Source organism: Allobosea sp. GW821-FHT12C12 (assembly GCF_058807355.1).
The window spans coordinates 321,597-341,669 of the sequence record NZ_JBXAQP010000005.1; the positions used below are offsets into that span (position 1 = coordinate 321,597).

The following is a 20,073-nucleotide window of genomic DNA, read 5'->3' on the forward strand; positions in this document are numbered from 1 at the left end:
AGCGGTGCTGTTCATCCTGAAGCGCGTCCTGGCGGCGGTCCCGGTCATTACCATGACCTCGGTGATCATCTTCCTGCTGATGCGGCTCCTGCCCGGCGACCCAATCATGATGATCGCCGGTGAGGCGCAGAGCGACACCTCGCCCGAGATCATCGAGCAGCTGCGCCAGCAATACGGGCTCGATCGCCCGCTCTATATCCAGTACGTCGCCTGGGTCGAACGAGCGCTGTCCGGCGATTTCGGCTATTCGGTCTATAATCGGCAGCCAGTCCTCGACGTCGTGCTACCGCGCATCCTGCCCACGCTGCAGATTGGGCTGATGGCCTGGGTCCTGGCGGTGGTGATCTCGGTGCCGCTTGGTGCCTACTCGGCCGTGCGGCTGAATTCCTGGACCGACTGGGTCGGCACGGTCTTCTCGATGATCGGCGCGGCGACGCCCTACTTCCTTGCCGGAGGCCTACTGATCTACCTAGTCGCCCTGCGCTGGGGCCTATTGCCGGCCTCGGGCTACGTCTCGCCCTTCGTCGATCCCGTCGAGAGCCTGCGCACCACCATCTTGCCGGCCCTCACGCTGACCTTCGCCCTGACAGCGGTACTGACGCGCCAGTCGAGGTCGAGTTTCGCTGAGGTTTTGAACTATCCCTATATCCGCACCGCAAGAGCGAAGGGGCTTAGCGAACGCGGTGTGGTCGTCAAACATGCTTTCCGCAATGCCATGCTGCCAATCGCGACCATCCTCGGCCTGCAACTCGGCACGATGTTCAGTGGCGCTGTCGTCACCGAAACCGTCTTCGCCATCCCGGGCATGGGCCGCCTTCTAGTCAACGCTATTCTCAGCCGCGACTATGCGGTCGTCCAGGCCGTGGTCCTGTTCATCACCATGGCGGTGGTCTTCGCGAACCTGCTAGTCGATGTCGCCTACGGGCTGCTCGACCCAAGAACCAGGCAGAGCTAGATGAACGAAGTCAGCAATATGCGAGCCGAGGACCGCAGGCTTCGTTTCGACCGTGTCATGCATGGCCTGCGCGAGCTGTTTCGCAATCCGCTGGCGGCGGTGGGAACTATACTCGTCGTCACGCAGATCCTGATTGCGCTTGTGGCGCCGATGCTGCTGCCGCACGGTCCGAACGACATGGACTACACGTCCGTGCTTGCCGGGCCGAGTTTCAAGCACCCATTCGGAACGGACGAGCTCGGGCGTGACATCCTGAGCCGCCTCGTAGCGGGCGCCCAGCTCTCGCTATCTGTTGGTGTGGCCTCGGTCGCCTTGGCTGCAATGGTCGGCGTGCCGCTCGGGCTCGTCGCCGGCTATACCGGCGGTGTCCTCGACGAAGTCTTCATGCGGATCCTCGACAGCATCATCGCGCTGCCGCCGCTTGTTCTGGCGCTGACGATCGCGGCCGTACTCGGGACGGGGCTGGTGAATACCACGATCGCGATCGCGTTGGTCTCGGCGCCAGCCTTCGCGCGTCTCGTGCGCGGCCAGGTATTGTCGCTGAAGCACCATGACTACGTTATGGCGGCCTATTCGATGGGGGCTCCGGTCCGGGTGATCCTATTTCGGCACATTCTGCCCAACGCCATCAACCCTGTGATCGTGCAGGCCTCGCTCGCGATAGGCTTCTCGGTCATCACCGAGTCGAGCCTGAGCTTCATAGGTCTTGGCGCACAGCCGCCGCAGTCGACCTGGGGCTCGATGGTGCAGGTCGGTTTCCAGTATCTTGAGCTGCAGCCGGGCTTTGCGTTGGCGCCGGCGACAGCGATCTTCCTCGCCGTGCTCGGCTTCATCATGCTAGGTGAGGGATTGCGACAAATCCTCGACCCGATGGCGAAATCCAGGGGCTGACCGGTGTCCGATGCGCTGATCGCGTGACTTGGCGCCTGCTGTCAGGCCGAGCGCGCGCGGCGCATTGCGGCGAAATCCCGAGCCTCCAACGAAGCGGCTGCTTCAAGCACGCGCCGTGCGAGAGCGATGCGGTCGTCCAGACTACGCATGATGGTGGCAGCAGGCAGCGCCCGCGCGCGGCTTTCCGCGGACAATAGCTCCTCGCCGTCCTCGACGAGGAAGGCGTCGAGAAGATCGGCGTAGCGCTGGAAGATCGCTTCGGCGCTCGGCGGTGTGCCGAGTTCAGCCAGCATCTTGGCTGTCGGCCCTTTAAGCGCCTGACCCGCAACAATCGGTGAGACGGCGATTACAGGTGCGGCGGAGCGCGCGATGGCAGCGCGGACGCCGGGAACGGCGAGAATGGGCTCTATGCTGATGAGCGGGTTCGACGGGCAGATCACGATCGCCCGCAGGTCCGGCTCGGCGAGGGCGGCCATCAGCGCAGGGTGAGGAGCCGCGTCGGCCGCTCCTTCGAAGACGATCTTCTCGATCTTGGGCTCGCACTGCAGGCGCACGAAATAATGCTGGAAGTCGAGCCAGCCCTGGTCAGTCCTGAGCTTGGTCCGCACGGGGTCGTCACTCATTGGGATTACGGTCGGGCCGATGCCGAGCTGGCGCGTGATCGCATTGGTGACCGCCGAGAGCCTCTCGCCTCGCCGCAGCCGCCGCGTGCGCTCGACATGCAGAGCGAGGTCCCGGTCCCCGAGCAGGAACCAGGTCTCGCCCCCGACCTCCTTTAGGCTGGCCATGAAGTTCCAGCTCTCGTCCCGGCGGCCCCAGCCGCGTCCAGTGTCGTCGAGGGCGGACAGGACATAGGTCAGCGTATCGATATCGGGCGAGATGCTGAGGCCCAGATGCTCGAAATCGTCACCGGTGTTGGCGACGATCAGGAGGTCGCCCGGTGCGACCAGGCGTGCCAGCCCCAGCGCCAGCTTGGCGCCGCCGACGCCACCGGACAGCGCCACCACCTTGCCCGTCATCGGAAAAGATCCTCCCCCGCCGCGCGCACAAGGTCGGTCGCGCGCCCCTCTTGCGGTTGCCAAGACAGGCCGCGCACCAGCACGACCGGGCAGCCCTCATCCGCCTGGCCCATGACCAGCGAGGCGGCGGCGGCGACCTCGTCGGCAAAGCCGATCATGGTGACCTTCAGTTCGCGCCCGAACAGGTCGAAATCGCCACGCTTGTCGATGAGGCAGGGCAGGCCGGCCGCGCCGATCGCGACACCGCAGACGCCTTTCCGCCACGCCCGACCGAAACTGTCGTTGATGATCACTCCGAGCTGAACGTCAAATCGCTTGCCGAGCGCTCGGCGCAGGGCATCGGCGCTCGCATCGGGATCTTCCGGCAGGAGCAGGGCGATGTCGTGTCGAGTTCCGACATTCGACTGGTCGACGCCGGCATTGGCCATCACGAAGCCGAGTTTGTGCTCGACAATGATCAGGTCCTTTCGCACCCGCACGACACGGTGGGATTCGCTGAGGATCGCCTCGACCAGCCGTGGATCCTTGCCAGCCTCGCCAGCAACTTTGACGGCCTCCGGCGACGGCGTCACCGTGGCGAGATCGACGAAGCGCCCCTCGGCCTTCGACACGATCTTCTGGGCGAGGACGAGGATGTCGCAATCCTGAGGAACGAGCCCTTTCAGCGTCAGCTCATTCGCCAGCAGCTCCGCCAGGTCGGTTCCGGCCGCGACGAGCGGGAAATCCGGCAAGGCTGTCAGCGTGGCTTGTCTCATCGGGCGTCCTTCGCGCAGGCAATACGGAAGACACGCGCTCCGCGCGATCCGATCTTAGGCCAGAGCCCGCAAGCGGGGCATGACCTGCTCGGCATAGAGCCGCAGGAAGCGAACCTGATCAGAGCCAGGCGCGTGGAAGACGAGATGGTTGAAGCCCATGGCGAGATAGGGCTTGATCATCTCGACATGTTCGTCCGGATCGGTCGAGACGATCCAGCGCTTGGCGACACGCTCGATCGGTAAGGCATCCGCGAGCCGCTCCATCTCGAGCGGGTCCTCGACCGTCATCTTCTCCTCGGCCGACAGGGCCAGCGCCGACCAGAAGCGAATATCCGAAAGGGCCCGTTCCTTGTCGGTATCGAACGAGACCTTCATCTCGATCATACGATCAAAGCCGGCCGCAGGTTTGGTTCGCGCGGCCAGTCCGGCCTCGACGTTGGGCAGCAACGTTTCGAGATAGAGTTCGCGCGGCTTGCCGCTAGTGCAGATGAAGCCGTCCGCCGCGCGTCCCGCATATTTGGCGATCATCGGACCGGCGCCGGCGACGTAGATCGGCACAGGTTCTGTCGGGCGGTCATAGAGCGTTGCGTTCTCAGTCCTATAGAACTCGCCCGTGAATGAGACCCGATCCTCCGTCCAGAGCTTGCGCATCAGTGTCACAGCCTCTCGCAAGCGGGCGAAGCGCTCCTTGACCTCGGGCCACTCGACGCCGATCGCGGGCGTCTCGTTCAACCCCTCGCCGGTGCCGATGCCGAGCGCGATACGGCCTTGGAACAGCACGCCCAAGGTCGCGAAGACCTGCGCGACGATCGACGGGTGATAGCGGAAGGTCGGCGTCAGCACGCTGGTACCGAGCAGGATGCGCTGCGTCGCCGCTCCGGCTGCACCCATCCAGGCGAGCGCCGAGGGGGCGTGCCCGCCTGTGTGGCGCCAGGGCTGGAAATGATCGCTGATGAAGGCGGAATCGAAGCCGAGCCGGTCGGCCTCGACGGTGAAATCCACCAGCTCGCGCGGGCCGAACTGCTCGGCGGACGCCTTGTATCCGAGTTTGAGCACGCTTCTGATCTCCTGGCGCGAGGCTGCGGACTAGGCGCCGGTCACGGGAATGTCGTGGCACGCGTAGTTCACGTGATGGACCTCGCCCAGAAAGAGGCCTTTGAAGCTGTCTCGGTCCTGTGCCGAGATGCGGCGGGTTTCCTTGCGCTCCTCCGAGGCCATGCACTCGTCCATCTGGGCCTGAGTGTCGAAGGCGAGCTCGAAAGCCTGATAATATTGCGGCTTCTCTTCGAGAAACGAGCTGCCGTCGTTCTTCAGGCGACGCAGATGCCGCAGATGCGGCCAGTTCGCGACGTCCGGCAGATGCACGTCGTGAATGTAGGTGTCAAAGCGGTTTCGGTTCTCGGGTGCGACAGTGCCATTGTAGTAGGCGCAGCGCAGCAGCGCTGGCGACGGCCCGGCCGGCAGCGGCGGCGTATATTCGGTCTGCTCATAGACGACGTGCCGGACCACTCCTTCGAAAAGCCCTCGAAATTTTGGGCGATCCTCTATTGAACGAGTCTTCGTTTCGTTACGCTGCTCGGACTGTAGGGAGAGAGCGAGCGCCTCGGCGCTATCATAGGTCAGTTCGAAAGACTGATAATATTGCGGGGCTTCGCCGAGATAAGGCTGGCCATTGTTCTTGAGTAGTCTCAATTTCCGGAGTCCGGGCCAGCCGGCAACCAAAGGGAGATGAACATGGCAGACGTAGTCATCAAATACTGACTGATCCTCTGGCTTGATGGTTCCCGCATAATACGCGCTCAGGACGATCATTTTATTTCGGTTCCGCAAGAATTTCTCCGGAACTGAATCATAATCGAGGAGAGCGGCGATTCAACGAAAGATTTCCAAGGGCCATTTGCCAAATCGCAGCTTGGTCCGCCAGCCTTTGGAACGGTTGTTGCCACCGGGGCACGCCTCCACATCCTTTGGGGACACGATATGAATTCCGACAGTTATGTGGGCAGGCTGCCGCGAATGTCGCGCCTGCGCATGTTCGAATCTGCTGCGCGGCATCTCAGCTTCACTAAGTCAGCCACCGAGCTAGGCGTGACGCAGGCCGCGGTCAGTCAGCAGGTCCGCGCCCTCGAAGTCGAGCTCGGCGTCAACCTGTTCGAGCGTCATCACCGCGGCCTCGCGCTGACACCGGAGGCCCGTCGTCTGCTCCGCTCGGTCGTGAGCGCCTTCGACCAGATCGCGGATACCGCAAGCGAAATCCGTGCCGCGAGTCGCCCGGCGACAATCAGCGTTGGCGTCACTTTCTCGATTGGCACTTTCTGGCTTTTGCGCCGACTGCCGCAGTTCCGGAACAGCTTCCCCGATATCGCCGTCGACATTGTGGCGACTGACGACGGGTTCGAGAAAATCGCCGATCAGGTCGAGATCGGGCTCGCCTATGGCGATGGTACCTGGTCCGGTTTCGACGCGACCTTGCTCAGGCGAAGCGATGTGTTTCCGGTTTGCAGCCCGGCCTATAAGAGGAGCCGACCGGACCTAGTGAGGCCGGAGGAACTACTGAAGGATGTGCTCCTTTCGAATGAGGATGCTCGCCATGGCCGATTCGGCTGGCAGCAATGGTTCGCCGCGCTGGGCATCGGCGCCGGCAGCCTACAGCCCGGCATTCGCTTTAACAGCCATCACTTGGTCATGCAGGCCGCTTGCGAGGGGCAGGGCATAGCGCTCGGCTGGTCCTTGCTCTCGGATGACTTGATCGCCCAAGGTCTGTTGGTCAAGGCTGTTGACGTCACCGTTCCCTCACAGAAGGGTTTTTTCCTTGTTGCACAGCGAGACCGTCAGAACGTAGCCAACCTCCTATTCGCGGACTGGATCCGCGCCCAGTTTGTGTAACCCGCGGAAGTGGTCTTCCGCCGACCGAAGACCAGGGCCCCTCTGCTGCTGCGGGATGAGGATGGGCGGCAGGTCAGCGGGTGTCGTGCGGGCGAATGACCGTTGCCGGACCCAGGAAGAACGGCCCATGACCAGTTTGCCAGCCTAATCTCTGTGACTTACGATTCGGCCTGACTAGGAGACCTGTGCGCGGGTCGTCGTAGACGGCGCTGTTGATATCTGATTCCATTGGGCTTTCCGGGATGGAGAGAGGATGGCGCATCGTTCGATCGGCCAGGAGCAGCTTGGCTTCGTGATCGGCTCGCGGCCTGGAACCAGCCGATCCATCGCGTGCGTGCCAAGATCGAGAAGATCTTCGGGACCTGGAAGCGATCCTACGGACTGCGCCGGATGCGATGGCGGGGCCTCGCCAAAGCCACCACTCAGGTTCACCTCACCGCCACCGCTTACAATCTGAAACGCACCCGATCATCATCATGGCAGCCGCCTGAGCTTGAAAACCGGATCCGCTCGGCAGCCAACGCCAGCCGTCGAGCGGGCCGGTTAACGGCCAAGCACGCGCCCGCAACCCGGCCCGCGCACAGGTCTCATTAATTTGCGACCGACTCTCCTTCCCAGATGGTCCTAAAGATTCTCTGCCAGTTGCCGCCAATGATCTTGCGTACATCGTCTGGCGTGTAGCCACGTTCCAGGAGCCGCTGCGTCAGGTTCGGCATCTCGCGCGGGTCGCCATAGCCTTCAGGGAAATAGTGTGGCGGCGGTGGATAGCCGGCAGCGCTCCAGCGGCCGCTCGCGACCGATTGCTGATGATAACGCCGCGCCTCCTCCGGGGAGGTCACCCGCTCCATGCCTTCGTAGAAGTCCGTACTGATCGCGACATGGTCCGTGCCGACGAGGTTCGCGATATGGTCGATATGCGCGATATAGGCGTCGAGCGTCGGCCGCATCGTCGCGTCGACGAAGCCGGGAAAGCCGACGATGCCTATGATACCGCCTGTCGCCGCGCAGGCCTTGATCAGGTCGTCCGGAATGTTGCGCGGGCAGTTATAGACCGCCCTGGCATTGGCATGGGAGATGACCACTGGCGCGCTAGAGACCTCCATCGCATCGAGACTTGTGCGGTAGCCGGTATGCGAGCAGTCGACGACGATCCCGCGCTTGTTAAGGCGCTGCACCAAGTCGACGCCGAAGCGGCTTAGGCCGGCGTCGGTGCGCTCCTCGCAACCATCGCCGACGCGGTTCTTCAGATTATAGGTCAGCTGAACCATGCGCAGGCCGATAGCATGATAGGCATCGACCAAGTCGACGCTGGCCTCGAAGGGTTCCGTTCCTTGGAAGTGAAAGACGACGCCGAGCTGGCCCTCACGCTTGGCGGCGTCGATGTCTTCAGCGGTCCGGATCAGTCGCAGATGCGGCCGTTCGGCAATGTAGTTCAGCCACGTGCCGAGCCCGCGTACTGTCTCGCCGGCATTGACCTGCGTCCAGACGCCGCCAACCGTAACGACGGCGGCCGTCACGCCGCCTTGCGCATACCAGTCGAGAAATTCCGGCCGGCGCGCCAGTGGGCAGGTGCCATCGATGACGATCGCTTCACGGTGCAGGATGTCGCCTGGGCGCAGGGCGGTTGCGGTGTCGAGCTGTGTCGGCATGGTTGGATATTTCCGTCTGGTAGCGCTGATCTAATGATGGTCACCGAGCCGCCGAGCGCGAACGCAGGAATTCGCGCAGCGAAGAGCCGGAATGCTTGATGTGGTCTTCGAGTAAGTCGCGTGCCTGCGCGAACCGACCTTTCCGGCACAAAGAGACCAATTCCGCGTGCTCGCCGCGTGCGCGCAATATCGCTCCGGGGATCGTTAGCTGGATGCGGGTGTGCCGGTCCGATTCCCTGAGCAGGCCGAGCACGATCGCTTCCGATCGCGGCTTGCGCGCGCGCGAGTAGAGCAGCATGTGCAGGCTGGTGTTGAGCTCGCCCCAGATCTGGACGTTGTTGGCTTCCATGTTGCTTGAATACTCATCGAGCAGTGCTTCCAGCGCCGTGAAATCGTCACCTGTCAGCCGCGGCCCGGAGGCCATCAGCAGCGCCGGTTCCAGCGTGCCGCGCAGTTCGAAGACTTCCTGAATCTCGTCGAGGGTCGGCGAGGAAACGGTGGCGCCGCGGTGAGGAGCGAGCTTCACAAGCCCCTCCGCCTCGAGCTGCATGAGCGCCTCCCGAACAGGGATGCGGCTGACGCCGAATTCGGCAGCGAGGTGATCCTGCCGCAGTTGCAGTCCGGACTCGAATTCTCCGCCCAGGATCCGTTGCCGCAAGCTGTCCGTGACGGCGGAGGAAATCGTCCGGTGCTCGATCGTCTTGCGCACCGTGCCGCGTGGCGTGGGCGTGAGATCCTGATATTGCATTGTCCGCCTCAGGTCGTTGGCTGCATTGTCGGACTCAGCGCGGCTCTGCCAGCGTCTCGAGCTCGGGAATGCCCGCTCCGGGCACCACGGTCATCGCCGAGGCGAGGAGCCGCCGCGTGTAGACATCCTGCGCATTCTCGAAAATCGCTGTCTTGGGTCCGTACTCTACGATCTTTCCACGATAGACCACCGCGATGGTCTGGGCGATATGCTGCATCACTTCGAGGTTATGGCTGATGAAGACATAGGTCAGCTTCAGTTCCTTGCGCAGGTCATGAAGAAGATTGAGTATCTGCGCCTGCACGGAGACATCGAGCGCCGAGGTCGGCTCGTCGCAGATCAGCGCTTCGGGCCGAAGCGACAGGGCGCGCGCAATGACGACGCGCTGCCGCTGGCCGCCCGAGAGCTGCCCGGGAAAGGCTCCGTGCGTTCGCCGCGGCAGCCCAACGAGATCAAGCAGCTCATGCGCGCGTCTAAGCTGTTCCTGGCGGCTGCCGATGCCGTGCAGCCGCAGCGGATGGGCCACGGCGTCCTCGATCGAGCGCGATGGATTCAATGACGAATACGGGTCCTGAAAGACGAACTGGACCTGCCGGGAGACTTGCCGCCTGTCGATTGTCTCGATGGCTTTTCCGTGCAGCAGCGCCTCGCCGCTGGTTGGGCGCGTCAGCCCCAACATCAGTCTGGCGAGCGTGGTCTTTCCCGATCCCGACTCGCCGACGATGCCCAGAACCTCACCGGGCTGGACCGTCAGGCTAACGCCGTCGACGGCATGGAGCGGGCGCCGTCGCCAGGCGCCGTCGCGAACCTGATAGATCTTCCGAACGTCACGCAGTTCGAAGACCGAGCCCGTGGATGCGGTGTCAGGCATGAGAGGCAAGGCTCGGCTCCCCCGAGGTCACGATGCAGCGCGTGAAATGACCGCCTGGGTGCTCCGCCAGGGCGATGTCCTCCTCGCAGGCTGGGCGGGCGAGGTCGCAGCGGTCGCGGAAGCGGCAGCCCTGCAGTTCGCCGACCAGCGAAGGCACGGTGCCCCGGATCGTCGCGAGATGCTCATCGCCGTCGCGCGCATTGCTCGGCAGGCAGCGCATCAGACCGCTGGTATAAGGGTGCAGCGAATGGCCGAATATCTGGGCGGGCGTCCCGCTCTCGACGACCTGGCCGGCATACATGACGCAGATTTGGTCGGCGATGCGCGAGACGATCCCGAGATCGTGTGTGATCAGGACAAGCCCCATACCGAACTCCTTCTGCAACTCCATGAGCAGATGCAGGAGCTCGGCCTGGACGGTAACATCGAGCGCCGTAGTCGGCTCGTCGGCGACGATCAGGTCCGGCCCGCACATCAGCGCCATCGCGATCATGACGCGCTGGCGCAGGCCGCCGGACAACTCGTGTGGATACTGGTCGAGACGCTGCCGCGCGTGCGTGATGCCCACACGCTCCAGAAGATAGAGCGCACGCTCCCGTGCCTGCGCCCTGGAGCCCTTGCCATTCTTGCGGAACACCGTCATCAGCTGGTCGCCGATCGTGAAGACCGGGTTCAGCGACGTCATCGGCTCCTGGAAGATCATCGAGATGCGGCGTCCGCGCAGGCCGGCGATGGCGTCGCGGCGGCGGGACAACTCCTCGCCGTCGAACGTTAGTGCATCCGCGCTGCGAATGGCTCCGTGCGGCAGCAGGTCCATGATCGCGAGCGCGGTCATGGACTTGCCGCATCCGGACTCGCCGACGATGCAGAGCGTCTCGCCGCGATTGACCGCGAAGCTCACGCGCTGCACGGCATGTAGCGGCCCTTTCGCGGTCGGTAACGCGACGGAAAGGTTCTTGACGTCGAGAAGCGCGCTCACACCCGGCCCCGCTTGTTGGTAATCTTCTTCAGCGAGTCGCCGAAGACGTTGATCGCCAGAACGAGGGCAAAAAGAGCTGCCCCGGGGATCGTGATGAGCCAGGGATCGAAGAGGAGATTAGCCTTGCCTTCCTGGAGCATCAGCCCCCATGACGGCAGCGGAGCCGGTACGCCGAGCCCCAGGAACGACAGCGCGGCCTCCAGCATGATCGCCTGCGCGATCTCGATCGTCATCACGACCAGCAGGGGCGGCACGATGTTCGGCAGGATCTCGTGGCGGATGATCTGCCAATGGCTGGCTCCCTGGATCTGCGCCGCCATGACGAAGTCGCGGCCGCGTAGTTGCTGGGTGGCCGCCCGCATGACGAGCGCGTAGCGATCCCAGAGCAGGAGCCCAAGCACCGTTATGACGATCTGGAAGGACGAGCCGAGCATTGCCACGACAGCGAGCGCCACCAGGATGACGGGAATGGCGAGGCGCGCCGTGATCAGGAATGAGATCACCGTGTCGACGCGACCGCCGAAATAGCCCGCGGTGACTCCGAGCGCGGTCCCGATGAAGCCTGAGACCAGCGCAGTCACGAAGCCGATTGTCAGCGAGATCCGCGCGCCATAGATCAGCCTGGAGAGATAGTCCCTGCCGAGATGGTCGGTGCCCAGAAGATGGGCCGGGTCGGTTCCTTCCATCCAGAAGGGCGGAACGGTCCGCTTGAGCAGGTCCTGCGAATAGGGATCGTAAGGGGCCAGGAGCGGGGCGAACAGTGCCGCCAGAACGATCAGCAGGATGACGAGGCCGCTCGCGTAAAGACCCGCCTTGCCGAAATCCAGTTTCAGGGCCAACCGGCGCGTCGGCCGCACGGCAGCGTCAAGCAGAGTTGCCATAGATGCTCCTCATGCGGGGATCGATCCAGGCGTTCAGCAGGTCGGCGAGAAAGGTGAGCACGATGTAGACCAGGGAGAAGCACAGCACGAGCGCCTGCACGGTCGGCAGGTCGCTGCGCTGGATCGACTCGAAGGCCAGACGGCCGACACCGTTCAGCGCAAAGATGCTCTCGATCACGATCGAGCCCGACAGCATGGAGCCGAACTGTGCGGCCGCGACGCCGACGACCGGAACCACCGCGTTGCGCAGGGCGTATTTGAACAGGATCAGCCCAGGCGGGATGCCCATGGCACGGCTGGTCCTGATATAGTCCGCCTCCAGCGTCTCGATCATGCCGGCTCGTGTCAGCCGCAGCATGGTCGGCATCGCAAAATAGGCGAGCGCCAGCGCCGGCATGACGAAATGCGCCCAGGTTTCCGAGCCCGAGGTGGGAAGGATCTGCCAGTTGACGCTGAAGGCGATGATCATCAGCAGCGCGAACCAGAAGGTGGGCATGGCCTGGCCAATCGCCGCGAAAACGAGAACGAACTTGTCGACAATCCCGTCTTGCCAGCGCGCGGCCGCAATTCCCAGCGGCAGGGCGAGCGCCACCGCCAGCAGCATTGCCGAGAGACTGAGCGTCAGTGTGGCGCCGACGCGGTCGGCGATGATCGCGGAGACCGGCTGGTTGAAATAGATGCTCTGTCCGAGATCGCCGGTCAGGATGTGCCCGAGCCAGGAGAGGTACTGGACGAAGAGCGGCCTGTCGAAGCCGAGCGCCTGCCTGATTTTGTCCGCATCGGCTGCCGTACCGGCCTCGCCCGCGATCTTCACGGCGGGGTCGCCGGACGCGAAGACCAGGAAGAACGCGACGAGCGAGATCAGCAGCATCAGCAGCAAGGCAGAGCGCGCGCGCTGTGCAGAATATGTGAGCATATATCCCTGCTGAGCTTGTTCCTGTTCGCGGAACCGGGCGTGGTCCGCCCGGTTCCGCGTCAGGTTACTTCCACACTTGCCCTGCGACGCGCAGGAAGTTCATTCCGAGGATGCCGCGCACGTTCTCCTCGCTGTAGCCGTTGCGGAGCATGGTGTCAGTCAGCAGCAGCAGTTCCTCCGGCAGCACATAGTCCGCCCGCATATGCGGCTTGCCGTCGAGCAGCGGCCACATGCTCGGATTGGCGTCCTGGCTTTCGAAAAAAGGCTTCGGATCGGCCAGATAGTCGAGCGCGATACCGACATGCTCGGGGCCCGCGAGCGAGACGATGTGGTCGAGATGGCGGAACATGGCATCGACGCTGCCCGCCATGTCGCCCAGGAAGAAGCCGCAGCCATTGACGCCGATGACGCCGCCGGTCGCCGCGCACGCCTTGATCTGGTCGTCGCGGATGTTGCGGTAATGCGGATAGAGGGCATGTGAAACGCAGTGCGAGAAGATGAAGGGCCCCTCGCAGACCTCGATCGCCTCCATCGACGTACGATAGCCGCAATGCGTTCCGTCGACCAGCATGCCGACCCTGTTCATCTCCTGAACGACGGTCACGCCGAAGCGGCTGAGCCCCGCATTGGTTTCCTCGGCGCAGCCGTCGCCGACGAAGTTCTTCATGTTGTACGCCAGCAGCATGTGCCGCACGCCGAGCTCGTAATAGACCTCGATCATGTCGAGGTTTCGCTCGAGCTGGTTGGTCTCCTGCAGATTAAAGATCAGCGCCGTCTTGCCGGCTGCCTTTGCGGCCAGGATGTCCTCGACCGATTTCGCCAGAACGAAATCGGAGCTGAGGCGGCGGACTTGCGCACGGACCGCGCCGACGTTCCGTGTCGTACCCTGGATCGAGCCCGGAAAATCGTTGACGGTGAGCGAGACGAGGTCGCACCCGCCCCTGCGATATCGAAAGATCAGCTCGTCCGACATCCAGCCCGGTCCGTAGGGCAGGGTCATGTCCCATACCAGCGCGTCGGCGTGGAGCGCCCTGGCTTGATCACTGACCTTGGCCCGCACCTCGTCAAAGACGATGCGCGGGACCTTGTAGGCGTAATCTGCAGTCTGGTTCATCGCAGATTACTTCCACTTCGCGTTGTAGAAACGGGCATATTCATCGGCGTCGAACTTGAAATCGAGGCTTGCGCTGGAAACAGTGTTGACGTTGAACGTCCACAAGGGAAGCATGTAGGCTTGATCGGCGATGATCTTCAGCGCCTCGACGTAGTTCTTCTTTCTGACCTCTCGGTCCATGGAGCTGTCGGCGACAGAGAGCAGGTTCATCACCTTCTCGTCATTGACGACGCTATCGGAGGTTCCGGAGAAGTAGACGCTGGCGCTCAACCCTGCGTCAGCAACGCCGTACGAACCCCAATTGCCCATGAGCAGCGGAATCCGGTTCTCCCGCCAGGCCGTCAGCGCCGGCGCGTATTGCTGGAAGTTCAGCGTCGCCTTGATGCCGACGGCAGCCAGGTTCGCCGCGATGACCTCGGCCTGCTCCTTGGGCGTCGAGGCGACCGTGATCTCCGTGGCGAAACCGTTGGGATAGCCGGCATTCGCGAGCAAGGCCTTGGCCTTCGCGACGTCGAATTCGTAGCGCTCGACGTCATTGGTGCAGCCGAACTGCAGGTGCGAGCACGGGGCGTAGGCCGGCTGGGCAGAGCCGCCCACGAAGGCCTTGATGATGGCCTTCTTGTTGATAGCGTAGTTCAGCGCACGCCGGACCCGGACGTCGGCGAAGGGGCTCTTCTTGTCCTGGAAGTTCGGATTGATGTTGATGAACGAGTACCGCAGGATTTCGGTGCTCTGCACCTGCAGGTTCGGCCGGCTCGAAAGGCGACGCGCATCGTCTGGCGAGACCTTCCAGGCCCAGTCGAGGCTGCCGTTCATCAGTTCGGCGTACTGAGTGTTGGTTTCCGGCAGGACGCGCGCCACGATGCGCTTGATTGCCGGCTGCCCCTTCGGGCTGCCGCTATAGTAGTCGGCAAAGCGTTCGAAGACATAGCGGGAGCCCGGCGTGACGTCGACGAGGCGATAGGGGCCGGTGCCGACGGGCTTCGTCGCCATGCCGGCCGGGCCGACCTTCTCGTAATAGGCCTTTGGATAGACCGGAAGGTTTCCGGCCAGCATCTCGAGTGCGAGCGGGTAGGGCCGCTTCATCTTGATGCGAACCGAGTTCTCCCCGGTCTTCTCTGCTTTCTCGATCCAGTCGACGGCGATCTGATAGCGCGCGCCGTATTCTTTCGATGAGACGAGGTTGAAGGTGTAGACGACATCGTCGGCCGTCATCGTGCTGCCGTCATGGAACTTGACGTCGGTGCGCAGCACGAAATCGAGCGTGGTATCGTCCGTCACCTTGAAGGACGATGCCAGCGACGGCTTGAATTCTCCGGTGGCGGTATCTTTCTCGATCAGGCCGTCGAAAAGGAGTCGAGCGAGAATGTTGCCTTCGCGCGTCGTCTCCTTGTAGGTGTCCATCGTGGTCGGCTCAACCGCGAATGCCACGTTAAAGGTGTCGTCAGCCTTGCCGGCGAAAGCGGCCTGTGGCGCGAATGCGAAAAGCGCCGCAATGCTCGCGGAAAACAGCAGTTTCTTCATCGATGTCCCCTCTCACGTCCGTTTGGACGAATTTGTCCCGCATCTGGTCTGCGCCAGGAGTGCAAGGCGCTGGACCATTCGGCATCTGCCGCCTTCGACACATGCTTCGACTCAGCGTCAACGATATCAAATCGTTTGTATAAATTATCCGCGATCGTCGTCTCTTAGTTCGACTTTGGCAGGAGCGACGCGGCCTTTTCCGTCGCTCGGCGTCAGTGTTGCATGCAAAAAAAATACAATGCAACTCTTTTATCGCGCTGTCTGCCAGACCCGCGTACCGCGATCGCCGGCTTCTCGGAGACGCTGGGATCCCCTGAGTTAGCCAGCTTCATTGAAACCAGCCAACGAGGCCGATAAACCCGTGCGAGACAGGGCCGACCGTCAGGGCAAGCTCAGCAGCCGACCTCAAACGATGGAAGCGTTCCATGCCGAAAGGCCCCAATCCCGCCGATATCGTTGCCGCCGACCAGCAGCCCGAGCGCAGGCGCGGTTCGGGCGTGAAGTTGGTCTACGACATGCTGCGAGACGAGATCCTTTCGCTCGACCTGCCGCCGGGCAGCCCGGTCGATGAAGTGCAATTGGCCGAGCGTTTCGGCATGTCGCGGACGCCTATACGCGAAGCGTTGGTTCGGCTCGCTAGCGACGGCCTGGTCGAGACGCTGCCCAATCGCTCGACCATCGTTTCCAATATCGACGTGCTGAACCTCAACGCATTTTTCGATGCGCTGACGTTGATGTACCGGGTCACGACTCGGCTGGCCGCCCAGCATCATCGTCCGGAGGACCTCGTCGAGATCCGGATCCACCAGGCTGCTTTTGCGAAGGCGGTAGTCACGCAGGACGCGCTCTCGATGATTTCGACGAACCGTCAGTTCCATGTGGCAATCGCCGAGGCGGGCCGCAACTCGTATTATTATGGCCTGTTCACGCGGCTGCTCGACGACGGGCGCCGTATCCTGCGGCTCTATTATCGTTCGTTCAACGACCGCTTGCCCGAGCAATATGTCGACGAGCACGAGGAGATGGTCCAGGCCATCGCCGCGGGCGACATCCCCCTTGCCGACAGTCTGGCGCGTGCTCATGCAGACCAGATCGTACGCCAGATCCAGCGGCTGTTCGCCGGAGACAATCGTCAGGACGTCCCTCTATGACCCACTAGCTTTCTGTCGACAAATTGCATACGGTGAAATTGAGCTGCCGGTTCGATCGGCTGCGCGATCTTTAACACCCCCGAAATTCACCAGAGACGAGCCGATGACTCCCGAAATCTTCGCAGGTGTGGTTCCCGCCTTGATGACCCCCTGCAAGGCCGATCGCAGTCCCGACTTCGACGCGCTCGTGCGCAAGGGCAGGGAGTTGATGCAGGCCGGAATGACGGCCGTCGTTTATTGCGGTTCGATGGGTGACTGGCCGCTGCTGACAGATGCGCAGCGCATGGAGGGCGCGCAGCGTCTGACGGAGGCGGGTGTTCCGGTGATCGTGGGAACCGGGGCGATCAACACGGCCTCGGCTGTCGCACTGGCCGACCATGCGGCGAAGATCGGTGCCGCGGGGCTGATGGTGATCCCGCGGGTTCTCTCTCGCGGCAGTTCCGCCACCGCGCAGCGCCATCATTTTAAGGCGATCCTGGCTGCGGCGCCGAAGTTGCCGGCGGTGATCTACAACAGTCCTTATTACGGCTTCGAGACCAGGGCCGACCTGTTCTTCGAATTGCGCAAGGCGCACCCCAATCTGGTCGGGTTCAAGGAATTCGGCGGCGCTGCGGCCATGACCTACGCGGCGGAAAACATCACGAGCCATGACGAGAACGTGGTGCTGATGGTGGGCGTCGATACCTGCGTCTTTCATGGCTATGTGAAATGCGGCGCGGTCGGCGCGATCACCGGCATCGGCAACATCCTGCCGAAGGAGGTGCTGCACTTCGTCTCGCTGGCGAAGCAGGCCGCCGCCGGGGACGTTACCGCTCGCGCGCGAGCGCAGGAGCTCGGCGAGGCGCTGGAAGTCCTGTCGAGCTACGACGAGGGCTCCGATCTCGTGCTGTACTACAAGTATATGCTGGTGCTGGAGGGTAGCCAGGAATACGCGTTGCATTTCAACGAAACCGACGAGCTGTCGCCAAGTCAGCGCGCCCACGCCGAGCAGCAGTTGCGCCAGTTCAAGGTGTGGTACGCCGGTTGGAACCATTGAGATCCGAAGGCTATGAGGAGACGGGCGCGTTCTCCACGGAGCGCGCCCGTTTCGTTCAGGTGATGGCTGCGAGCCCGGTAAGCCTACGCCGGAGGCCGCCTTGCGGACGAGGATCGCGGCCTCCAGCCTCTCGAGCTTCTGATCCGGCAGCAGTGCCGGCACTGGTGCTGGAGAGTTCGGCGTGGATGATGAGACGTATGTCCGGCGCCGCTGCATGCCTTGATCGCCCACCACGTTTTGGCCGCCGAGCGCCTGCATGCCGATGACACGACGGTTCCGATCCAGGCCAAGGGCAAGACCGGCACCGGCCGGATCTGGACCTCTGTGCGCGACGATCGGCCCTTCGGCTGCGCCGATCCGCCGGCAGCGCTCTACTTTGCCTCGCGCGACAGGCGGCAGGAGCATCCTGACGCACATCTGGCAGGCTGGCGTGGCATTCTCCAGGCCGACGCCTATGGCGGCTACAACGGCCTCTACGATCCAGCGCGCAAGCCAGGAGCGGTCACCGCGGCATTGTGTTGGGCGCACGCCCGGCGAGGCTTCTTCGAGCTCGCCGACATCGCCGCCTCGGCACGACGCGGGCCCGGCGCCGCGCCCGTGTCGGCGAGTTGCTCCCCTGAAACTGGCGTCGCGTCCAGATGAAGGCGGCCGCGTGACGGCGAAGCGACCCGTGCCAAGCGAGGACGAGCGACGCTTCTTGTTGCGCAGCCTGACCGAAGTCGGTCCGTCCAAACCCGTCGGCTACCTGCCGCTCTATACGATCAAGGACTTCGTCCAGCTCTCACCCGAAACGGTCGCCGCCGCAGCAACCGCCCGCGGTCTCACGACCGTGCAGTTCAGTCCGCAGGAATGCTGCATCAAGAGCGGCGCACTCTACGTCCACCATCGTGAGGCGCTCGCCAGCCTTTTGGAAACGCAGGCTGCTGTGATCAACGCCGCAGGGCTTCCGCTCGACCCTGATCGCTTCGTGGCGCACATTGCCGCCGTCTGGTTCGAGGCAGACCATCCGGCCCACGCCGTTATCAAGACCGCGTTCGCCGATAGTCCCTGACGCCAGGCATCCTGACAGCGACATGGCCTTCACCGGAGGCTTACAGCATCTCGGAGCCGACTGCGATACAGTCGAGGCAAAGCTGGCGAAAACGGGCTCGATGATCGCGACGATCGAGGCGCTCCGGACGTCGGGCCGCTCACTCGGAAGTTACGAGCTTCCAGCCCTCGCTCCGATCCAGAAATGGCTGGCTGACACGAAGCTGCTCGATCCCGAGGGGCCGCAAGAGATGATCGAGCCGCTCTCTCGCCGCGTCGGGCTCCTGGCGCGGCTACGTCACCGCCACGGTCGCGATCGACATGGCTGACCTCATAGGTCGAGCCGGAAAAGCGCCGGACCGAAATGCGCGCTGTGGTTTTCAAAGAATCGATGCTTAAAAGATAGGCGTCGACTTCAGTCTGTATAACCCGCATTCAGGTTGAAATGACGGCCGGCCGAATTGCGGAGGATCAACTCTCAGGCGCGCTTGCGGCCGAATGTCCCGACGCGCCAGAGATACCAAAGTATTGCTCCACCGAGTACGAAGTTGCTGCCGAACTCGACGGCCTGCCCGACCTGGCCATACCTCTCGCCAAGTTCATAGCCCGCCAAGACCAACAGGGCGGTCCAGACCGCCGACCCGATCAGCGTCCACAGCAAGAAGGGGAAGAGCGGCATCCTCGTCACGCCGGCCGGGACCGAAATAAGCGTCCGCACGCCAGGAACCATCCGACCGAACAGCACAGCCCAGCGGCCGTAATGATGGAACCAGCGGTCGACATGTTCGACCTCCTTCACCGAAAGCGTCAGCCAGCGCCCGTGCCGTTCGGCAAAGCGCTTCAAGCGTTCGATCCCGATCCAATACCCGACATAATACCAGATCAGGGCGCCCGCGACCGAGCCGAGCGTTCCGGCGATGATCACCACGGCCAGCGAGTTGCCGCTCTTCGCCCCAGCGTAGCCGGCCAGTGGTAGGATGACTTCGGAAGGGATCGGCGGGAAGACATTCTCCAGCAGCATCAGCAGGAATACGCCGAACGCTCCCAACCTCTCCAAAACGGCCACGATCCACTCGAACATGCAAGATCCTCTTCGGCGATCGACATCGTCGCCTTCATCGGTCATGTAGGTTCGACGGGGGCGATGCTGCAACGAGGTAATTATCGCTGGGCAGCCGTCGTCAATCCGACTGGCTCCTGCCAAGAGGCTCCGTCCAGATATCGCCCAAATTTCCAACGATAGGTCCAGGCTCGAGCGGTTCTACAGTCCGCTCCTCTGAAAAAAGGCGTAATCCGATGAGCCACAAGAAATTTGGCAAGGCTGGACATGGCAGCCATGGCAGCCATGGCCGTCATGGCGGTGGCAACGGCGGTCATGACGGTCGCGACGCGATGAGCCGCGGTCATGGCGATGATTACCGCGACAACAAATCTCGCGGGCACGGGCTTGGAAGCCTTCATGGTTCGAGCCGGTCTGAGCATGGGAGCGGAGATCATGGGCGGTTCAGCCTTCGCCGCCTCTTCTCACGCTTTTTCAAATAGCCGCTGCGGCGTTCACTGGCCTGCCCCGATCGAGTGGTCCGGTTTCAATCTAGCACTACTTTGGCAGATTTTTAGAGTTGAGTCGTCGGCGGCAGTGGGGACATCGTGTTGATGGTGGCCGTTCGAG

22 protein-coding genes and 1 pseudogene are annotated in these 20,073 nt (G+C 62.9%); 10 read left to right on the plus strand and 13 right to left on the minus strand.

Translation table 11 applies throughout. The annotated features are described in order from the left end of the window. Positions 1-4: 4 nt before the first annotated feature. Both AC1RRW_RS10095 and AC1RRW_RS10100 read left to right on the plus strand, forming a co-directional pair. The gene (locus tag AC1RRW_RS10095; protein ID WP_492900596.1) at positions 5-955 is read left to right on the plus strand and encodes an ABC transporter permease; all 951 of its coding nucleotides are present in this window, start codon (positions 5-7) and stop codon (positions 953-955) included. Then, positions 956-1,846 carry an ABC transporter permease gene (locus AC1RRW_RS10100; RefSeq protein ID WP_492900598.1) on the plus strand — a complete coding sequence of 297 codons (891 nt, stop codon included), beginning with the start codon at positions 956-958 and terminating at the stop codon, positions 1,844-1,846. Between the two features lie 41 nt (positions 1,847-1,887). Here AC1RRW_RS10100 and cofD read toward each other — a convergent pair whose 3' ends face one another. From cofD to AC1RRW_RS10120, 4 genes are read right to left on the minus strand one after another with little or no spacing between them, the layout of a single operon-like run. Then, positions 1,888-2,865, minus strand: a complete 978-nt coding sequence (gene cofD, locus AC1RRW_RS10105; protein WP_492900599.1) for a 2-phospho-L-lactate transferase — start codon at positions 2,863-2,865, stop codon at positions 1,888-1,890. Further along, entirely contained in the window at positions 2,862-3,620 is a 759-nt protein-coding gene (gene cofE, locus AC1RRW_RS10110; protein ID WP_492900600.1) for a coenzyme F420-0:L-glutamate ligase, read from the minus strand. The genes cofD and cofE overlap by 4 nt, the downstream gene beginning before the upstream one ends. A 54-nt stretch (positions 3,621-3,674) precedes the next feature. Continuing rightward, on the minus strand, positions 3,675-4,676 hold the full coding sequence (gene fgd / locus AC1RRW_RS10115) for a glucose-6-phosphate dehydrogenase (coenzyme-F420) (protein ID WP_492900601.1): 1,002 nt from the start codon (positions 4,674-4,676) through the stop codon (positions 3,675-3,677). A gap of 30 nt (positions 4,677-4,706) precedes the next feature. Next, complete coding sequence (locus AC1RRW_RS10120) at positions 4,707-5,432, minus strand: EthD family reductase (protein ID WP_492900602.1); 726 nt, start codon at positions 5,430-5,432, stop codon at positions 4,707-4,709. A 168-nt stretch (positions 5,433-5,600) separates the two neighbouring features. Between AC1RRW_RS10120 and AC1RRW_RS10125 the strand changes: the two genes are divergently transcribed. After that, a complete protein-coding gene (locus AC1RRW_RS10125) occupies positions 5,601-6,506 on the plus strand; it encodes a LysR substrate-binding domain-containing protein (protein ID WP_492900603.1) in 906 nt (301 codons plus the stop codon). A gap of 330 nt (positions 6,507-6,836) precedes the next feature. Beyond that, a complete protein-coding gene (locus AC1RRW_RS10130; RefSeq protein WP_492900604.1) occupies positions 6,837-7,100 on the plus strand; it encodes a transposase in 264 nt (87 codons plus the stop codon). Here AC1RRW_RS10130 and AC1RRW_RS10135 read toward each other — a convergent pair. From AC1RRW_RS10135 to AC1RRW_RS10170, 8 genes are all read right to left on the minus strand, one after another. Continuing rightward, the gene (locus tag AC1RRW_RS10135) at positions 7,097-8,155 is read right to left on the minus strand and encodes a dipeptidase (protein ID WP_492900605.1); all 1,059 of its coding nucleotides are present in this window, start codon (positions 8,153-8,155) and stop codon (positions 7,097-7,099) included. The genes AC1RRW_RS10130 and AC1RRW_RS10135 overlap by 4 nt on opposite strands. A 40-nt stretch (positions 8,156-8,195) precedes the next feature. Further along, positions 8,196-8,903 (minus strand): GntR family transcriptional regulator, encoded by a 708-nt coding sequence (locus AC1RRW_RS10140; protein WP_492900606.1) that lies wholly within the window; start codon positions 8,901-8,903, stop codon positions 8,196-8,198. A gap of 34 nt (positions 8,904-8,937) precedes the next feature. Continuing rightward, complete coding sequence (locus AC1RRW_RS10145) at positions 8,938-9,774, minus strand: ATP-binding cassette domain-containing protein (RefSeq protein ID WP_492900607.1); 837 nt, start codon at positions 9,772-9,774, stop codon at positions 8,938-8,940. Then, positions 9,767-10,753, minus strand: a complete 987-nt coding sequence (locus AC1RRW_RS10150) for an ABC transporter ATP-binding protein (protein WP_492900608.1) — start codon at positions 10,751-10,753, stop codon at positions 9,767-9,769. The genes AC1RRW_RS10145 and AC1RRW_RS10150 overlap by 8 nt, the downstream gene beginning before the upstream one ends. Continuing rightward, positions 10,750-11,634, minus strand: coding sequence for an ABC transporter permease (locus AC1RRW_RS10155; protein ID WP_492900609.1), 885 nt, complete (start codon positions 11,632-11,634; stop codon positions 10,750-10,752). Before AC1RRW_RS10155 ends, AC1RRW_RS10150 begins: the two co-directional genes overlap by 4 nt. Then, a complete protein-coding gene (locus tag AC1RRW_RS10160) occupies positions 11,618-12,550 on the minus strand; it encodes an ABC transporter permease (RefSeq protein ID WP_492900610.1) in 933 nt (310 codons plus the stop codon). The genes AC1RRW_RS10155 and AC1RRW_RS10160 overlap by 17 nt, the downstream gene beginning before the upstream one ends. Positions 12,551-12,614: 64 nt before the next feature. Further along, positions 12,615-13,664 (minus strand): dipeptidase, encoded by a 1,050-nt coding sequence (locus AC1RRW_RS10165; protein WP_492900611.1) that lies wholly within the window; start codon positions 13,662-13,664, stop codon positions 12,615-12,617. A gap of 6 nt (positions 13,665-13,670) precedes the next feature. Next, positions 13,671-15,188 (minus strand): ABC transporter substrate-binding protein, encoded by a 1,518-nt coding sequence (locus AC1RRW_RS10170; protein ID WP_492900612.1) that lies wholly within the window; start codon positions 15,186-15,188, stop codon positions 13,671-13,673. A gap of 425 nt (positions 15,189-15,613) precedes the next feature. On the opposite strand from AC1RRW_RS10170, the gene AC1RRW_RS10175 reads away from it, so the two are divergent. The 5 genes and pseudogenes from AC1RRW_RS10175 (at position 15,614) to AC1RRW_RS10195 (ending at position 18,733) form a co-directional block, all read left to right on the plus strand. Then, the gene (locus tag AC1RRW_RS10175; RefSeq protein ID WP_492900613.1) at positions 15,614-16,339 is read left to right on the plus strand and encodes a GntR family transcriptional regulator; all 726 of its coding nucleotides are present in this window, start codon (positions 15,614-15,616) and stop codon (positions 16,337-16,339) included. A gap of 103 nt (positions 16,340-16,442) precedes the next feature. Then, complete coding sequence (locus AC1RRW_RS10180) at positions 16,443-17,375, plus strand: dihydrodipicolinate synthase family protein (RefSeq protein WP_492900614.1); 933 nt, start codon at positions 16,443-16,445, stop codon at positions 17,373-17,375. A gap of 207 nt (positions 17,376-17,582) precedes the next feature. Continuing rightward, a pseudogene (locus AC1RRW_RS10185) lies at positions 17,583-17,978 on the plus strand (IS66 family transposase); the annotation flags it as partial. 94 nt (positions 17,979-18,072) lie between these two features. Next, positions 18,073-18,426: a hypothetical protein gene (locus AC1RRW_RS10190; RefSeq protein WP_492900615.1), complete on the plus strand. Its 354-nt coding sequence runs from the start codon at positions 18,073-18,075 to the stop codon at positions 18,424-18,426. A gap of 22 nt (positions 18,427-18,448) precedes the next feature. Further along, positions 18,449-18,733: a hypothetical protein gene (locus tag AC1RRW_RS10195; RefSeq protein ID WP_492900617.1), complete on the plus strand. Its 285-nt coding sequence runs from the start codon at positions 18,449-18,451 to the stop codon at positions 18,731-18,733. 149 nt (positions 18,734-18,882) lie between these two features. On the opposite strand, the gene AC1RRW_RS10200 is transcribed toward AC1RRW_RS10195, so the two are convergent. Further along, on the minus strand, positions 18,883-19,485 hold the full coding sequence (locus tag AC1RRW_RS10200) for a DedA family protein (protein WP_492900618.1): 603 nt from the start codon (positions 19,483-19,485) through the stop codon (positions 18,883-18,885). Between the two features lie 324 nt (positions 19,486-19,809). Between AC1RRW_RS10200 and AC1RRW_RS10205 the strand changes: the two genes are divergently transcribed. Continuing rightward, a complete protein-coding gene (locus AC1RRW_RS10205) occupies positions 19,810-20,058 on the plus strand; it encodes a hypothetical protein (RefSeq protein WP_492900619.1) in 249 nt (82 codons plus the stop codon). Positions 20,059-20,073: the final 15 nt, after the last annotated feature.

What these genes read in the sequence shown, in the direction of transcription:
- AC1RRW_RS10100 (WP_492900598.1), top strand. Translation starts at nt 956, where the DNA reads ATGAACGAAGTCAGCAATATGCGAGCCGAGGACCGCAGGCTTCGTTTC.
- cofD (WP_492900599.1), bottom strand. Translation starts at nt 2,865, where the DNA reads ATGACGGGCAAGGTGGTGGCGCTGTCCGGTGGCGTCGGCGGCGCCAAG.
- cofE (WP_492900600.1), bottom strand. Translation starts at nt 3,620, where the DNA reads ATGAGACAAGCCACGCTGACAGCCTTGCCGGATTTCCCGCTCGTCGCG.
- AC1RRW_RS10120 (WP_492900602.1), bottom strand. Translation starts at nt 5,432, where the DNA reads ATGATCGTCCTGAGCGCGTATTATGCGGGAACCATCAAGCCAGAGGAT.
- AC1RRW_RS10125 (WP_492900603.1), top strand. Translation starts at nt 5,601, where the DNA reads ATGAATTCCGACAGTTATGTGGGCAGGCTGCCGCGAATGTCGCGCCTG.
- AC1RRW_RS10135 (WP_492900605.1), bottom strand. Translation starts at nt 8,155, where the DNA reads ATGCCGACACAGCTCGACACCGCAACCGCCCTGCGCCCAGGCGACATC.
- AC1RRW_RS10140 (WP_492900606.1), bottom strand. Translation starts at nt 8,903, where the DNA reads ATGCAATATCAGGATCTCACGCCCACGCCACGCGGCACGGTGCGCAAG.
- AC1RRW_RS10145 (WP_492900607.1), bottom strand. Translation starts at nt 9,774, where the DNA reads ATGCCTGACACCGCATCCACGGGCTCGGTCTTCGAACTGCGTGACGTT.
- AC1RRW_RS10155 (WP_492900609.1), bottom strand. Translation starts at nt 11,634, where the DNA reads ATGGCAACTCTGCTTGACGCTGCCGTGCGGCCGACGCGCCGGTTGGCC.
- AC1RRW_RS10160 (WP_492900610.1), bottom strand. Translation starts at nt 12,550, where the DNA reads ATGCTCACATATTCTGCACAGCGCGCGCGCTCTGCCTTGCTGCTGATG.
- AC1RRW_RS10165 (WP_492900611.1), bottom strand. Translation starts at nt 13,664, where the DNA reads ATGAACCAGACTGCAGATTACGCCTACAAGGTCCCGCGCATCGTCTTT.
- AC1RRW_RS10170 (WP_492900612.1), bottom strand. Translation starts at nt 15,188, where the DNA reads ATGAAGAAACTGCTGTTTTCCGCGAGCATTGCGGCGCTTTTCGCATTC.
- AC1RRW_RS10175 (WP_492900613.1), top strand. Translation starts at nt 15,614, where the DNA reads ATGCCGAAAGGCCCCAATCCCGCCGATATCGTTGCCGCCGACCAGCAG.
- AC1RRW_RS10180 (WP_492900614.1), top strand. Translation starts at nt 16,443, where the DNA reads ATGACTCCCGAAATCTTCGCAGGTGTGGTTCCCGCCTTGATGACCCCC.
- AC1RRW_RS10195 (WP_492900617.1), top strand. Translation starts at nt 18,449, where the DNA reads ATGGCCTTCACCGGAGGCTTACAGCATCTCGGAGCCGACTGCGATACA.
- AC1RRW_RS10200 (WP_492900618.1), bottom strand. Translation starts at nt 19,485, where the DNA reads ATGTTCGAGTGGATCGTGGCCGTTTTGGAGAGGTTGGGAGCGTTCGGC.
- AC1RRW_RS10205 (WP_492900619.1), top strand. Translation starts at nt 19,810, where the DNA reads ATGGCGATGATTACCGCGACAACAAATCTCGCGGGCACGGGCTTGGAA.